The organism is Pseudomonas sp. HMWF032 (assembly GCF_003060885.1).
Taxonomy (GTDB): domain Bacteria; phylum Pseudomonadota; class Gammaproteobacteria; order Pseudomonadales; family Pseudomonadaceae; genus Aquipseudomonas.
Genome location: NZ_QAIG01000014.1, coordinates 1 through 3,194 on the forward strand (window position 1 = coordinate 1; position 3,194 = coordinate 3,194).

The 3,194-nt window shown below is 55.2% G+C and carries 4 protein-coding genes and 3 tRNA genes; all 7 read left to right on the forward strand.

Translation table 11 applies throughout. The annotated features are described in order from the left end of the window. Positions 1-124 precede the first annotated feature (124 nt). Positions 125-1,090 (forward strand): bifunctional biotin--[acetyl-CoA-carboxylase] ligase/biotin operon repressor BirA, encoded by a 966-nt coding sequence (gene birA, locus DBR00_RS20465; RefSeq protein WP_108490519.1) that lies wholly within the window; start codon positions 125-127, stop codon positions 1,088-1,090. Next, positions 1,080-1,820: a pantothenate kinase gene (locus tag DBR00_RS20470; RefSeq protein WP_108490520.1), complete on the forward strand. Its 741-nt coding sequence runs from the start codon at positions 1,080-1,082 to the stop codon at positions 1,818-1,820. The genes birA and DBR00_RS20470 overlap by 11 nt, the downstream gene beginning before the upstream one ends. Before the next feature lie 8 nt (positions 1,821-1,828). Next, positions 1,829-2,500 (forward strand): SPOR domain-containing protein, encoded by a 672-nt coding sequence (locus tag DBR00_RS20475; RefSeq protein ID WP_108490521.1) that lies wholly within the window; start codon positions 1,829-1,831, stop codon positions 2,498-2,500. Positions 2,501-2,641: 141 nt separating this feature from the next. Beyond that, positions 2,642-2,726 (forward strand) — tRNA-Tyr (locus tag DBR00_RS20480). 24 nt (positions 2,727-2,750) lie between these two features. After that, a tRNA-Gly gene (locus tag DBR00_RS20485) sits at positions 2,751-2,824 on the forward strand. A 26-nt stretch (positions 2,825-2,850) separates the two neighbouring features. Beyond that, positions 2,851-2,926 (forward strand) — tRNA-Thr (locus DBR00_RS20490). Positions 2,927-3,009: 83 nt separating this feature from the next. After that, a partial coding sequence (locus DBR00_RS20495; RefSeq protein ID WP_256583037.1) for a GTP-binding protein occupies positions 3,010-3,194 on the forward strand: 185 nt, incomplete at its 3' end.

Here is a 3,194-nt window from a genome sequence, read left to right on the forward strand (position 1 = left end):
ATCGTGAAAACGATCGGGGGTTTTACTTTTACCCGCAAAAACAAACCAGCCACTGTCGCGGCTTTGATAGGCAACATTACGGCACGTCGCTATCATGCGTGCCTCATTTGCTGGTAGGACTCGCATGCTTTCATTGTTAAGGCTCCTTCAGGACGGGCGCTTCCACTCCGGAGAAGCCCTCGGTGCTGAATTGGGTGTTAGTCGTGCTGCGGTGTGGAAGAAACTGCAGGCGCTACAAGCCGAGCTGGGCTTGTCGGTGCATAAGGTGCGTGGCCGCGGTTACCGGTTAGAGGCACCGTTGAGGTTGTTGGACGCGCAGTGCTTGAATGTCCAGGATGATGGGCCTGGTTGGCAGGCTTATGTGGTTCCTAGTCTCGACTCGACCAATGCTGAGGCGTTGCGGCTTTTGCCGTCATCGCCAGCGCTACCGTTCTATGTGTTGGCTGAGCGGCAGACTAGCGGGCGCGGTCGGCGCGGGCGCAGTTGGGTCAGTCCTTTCGGTGAAAACATCTATTACAGCCTCGTGTTGCGCATTGAGGGGGGCATGCGGCAGCTGGAAGGTATGAGCCTGGCTGTAGGGTTGGCGCTGCTGCAGGTCGTTCGCGATCACGGTGTTTCCTCTGCTGGATTGAAGTGGCCCAACGATGTGCTAGTCGGCGAGCGTAAGTTGGCCGGTATCCTGTTGGAGTTGTCCGGTGATCCGGCAGATGTTTGCCATGTGGTAATTGGCATCGGTTTGAACGTGAATATGCTGGCTGCGGAGTCCGGCACAATTGGTCAGGCCTGGACGTCTATGCGGGTTGAGTTGGGGTATCAGCTGGATCGTAATGCGTTGGTGCGTGCACTCAATCGGCAGCTGTCCCGCTACCTCGAAGTCCAGCTGGGGGATGGTTTTTCTGCGCTGCAAGATGAATGGCAGCGTAATCATCTATGGCAGTTGCGTCCTGTCGCGTTGACGGCAGGTAGCGCGCCTGTTGAAGGGGTGGTGCTTGGTGTGGATCAGTCGGGTGCCATTCGGCTGCAGGTCGAAGGTGTGGAGCGTGTTTTCAGTGGCGGCGAGCTTAGTCTGAGGTTGCGTGATGATTCTTGAGCTCGACTGCGGTAATACATTGATCAAGTGGCGCTTGCTTGATGGGGCTTCGGCTGTTGCGGGTGGTGTCGTTGACTCCGATCAGGCGCTGTTGCTGGCGGTTCGAGAGCAGGGTGCGCGGCTACGTACTTGTCGTTTGGTGAGTGTGCGCAGTGACGATGAAACGACCTCTTTAATGGCGTTGCTCGAAACTGCTTTTGCTGTTGTGTGTCTGCGTGCAGGACCGGCTACTGAGCTTGCGGGGGTGCGTAACGGCTATGAGCAGTATGAGCGCCTTGGGTCTGATCGCTGGTTGGCAGTTGTTGGGGCTTATCAGTTATCTCGACGTGGCTGCCTGGTGATTGACCTTGGTACCGCTGTCACATCTGACTTTGTCACTGCCGAGGGGCAGCATCTGGGTGGGTTTATTTGTCCTGGTTTGCCGTTGATGCGCACTCAGTTGCGTACCCATACGCGCAGAACACGCTATGACGCGGATGAGGCAGCTCAGGCGCTTAGGGGGTTTTCGCCTGGGCGTTCGACGGCAGAGGCGGTTGAGCGTGGTTGTCTATTGATGCTGCGTGGTTTTGTCAGTGGCCAGCTGGCGGCGGCAGTTGAATGTCTGGGCAATTCATTCGATGTGTTTTTGACCGGTGGCGATGCGGCTCTGGTTGTTGATGAAATTCCTGGGGCGCAGGTTGTGCCAGATCTGGTGTTTATCGGCTTGGCGATCGCTTGCCCCGTAGATTGAGGTCATGCATGCGCTGGATGTTCTTGTGGTTAGTGGTTTTGAATCTGTTTTACTACGTCTGGCACCAGCAGCAGGCACCGCTGCGGGTTACTGAGATCGCGCCGCTGAATATGGCGCAGGAGAGCAAGCGCGATATTCGATTGCTCAGTGAATCCAGCGCTCCTGCACGTCGAGATGTGGTGGCGGCGCCCGTGGCGGAGGCTGTCTGTCTGTTTTTGGGTAGCTTTGAGGTGGCTGCAGAGGCTGCTTCGGTTGAGCAGCGGTTGCTTAGTCTGGATATTCAGTCGCGTGTGCAGAGTATGGATGCTGCGGCGGGTGTCGATTACTGGGTGTATCTGCCGCCTCTGGCTTCGCGTCAGGCCTCTTTGCGGCAATTACGTGAGCTGCAGGCTCGCAAGATTGATAGCTACATCATTACCCAGGGCGATCTGGCTAATGGTATTTCCTTGGGTATCTTTCCACGCAGTGATTCCGCTGCCAGTGTCATGCAGCGTCTGCGCGATGCCGGCTACGAGCCTTCCTTGCGTGAGTTGACCCGCGCGCACCGCAGTTTCTGGGTGCGTATTGCCCCGGAAAGTCGGCGTCTGGCTGATGATGCCCTGCTGCAGCGTTTAGCTTTTGACTTCAAAGGCTTACAACATCAATTAATGCCGTGTGAAGGGGTTGCAAGTGTTCAATAGAATGCATAGAATGGCGCCCGCTTCGCAGGGTGGCGCTAACAAGTAATCTGCGAAGTTGCTGTCAAATTAGCTAACCTCAGGTTTTTTAATGAGAAATTGCTTGACAGTAGGTCGGCATCGAAACAGAATGCCGCCCCGTTTGGAGGGATTCCCGAGTGGCCAAAGGGATCAGACTGTAAATCTGACGTCATCGACTTCGAAGGTTCGAATCCTTCTCCCTCCACCAGATTTAGCGAGAGCTGCAGGCTACGCGGGTATAGTTCAGTGGTAGAACCTCAGCCTTCCAAGCTGATGATGCGGGTTCGATTCCCGCTACCCGCTCCAGCATTGCTGCTCTTGCAATGTGTTTCGCTCATGTAGCTCAGTTGGTAGAGCACACCCTTGGTAAGGGTGAGGTCAGCGGTTCAAGTCCGCTCATGAGCTCCATTTGATGAAGGCAGATATGAGAGTATCTGCCTTTGTTTTATGGCTGTGATACTTGGTCAATTCTTCTCTGGGAGGCAGTCAAAATGGCTAAAGAAAAGTTTGAGCGTAACAAGCCGCACGTCAACGTTGGTACTATCGGTCACGTTGACCACGGTAAAACCACTCTTACTGCTGCTCTGACCCGCGTCTGCTCCGAAGTATTCGGTTCGGCCAAGGTTGACTTCGACAAGATCGACAGCGCTCCAGAAGAAAAAGCTCGCGGTATCAC

Coding starts and splice junctions, on each gene's coding strand:
- DBR00_RS20475 (WP_108490521.1), top strand. CDS start 1,829: ATGCGCTGGATGTTCTTGTGGTTAGTGGTTTTGAATCTGTTTTACTAC.
- birA (WP_108490519.1), top strand. CDS start 125: ATGCTTTCATTGTTAAGGCTCCTTCAGGACGGGCGCTTCCACTCCGGA.
- DBR00_RS20470 (WP_108490520.1), top strand. CDS start 1,080: ATGATTCTTGAGCTCGACTGCGGTAATACATTGATCAAGTGGCGCTTG.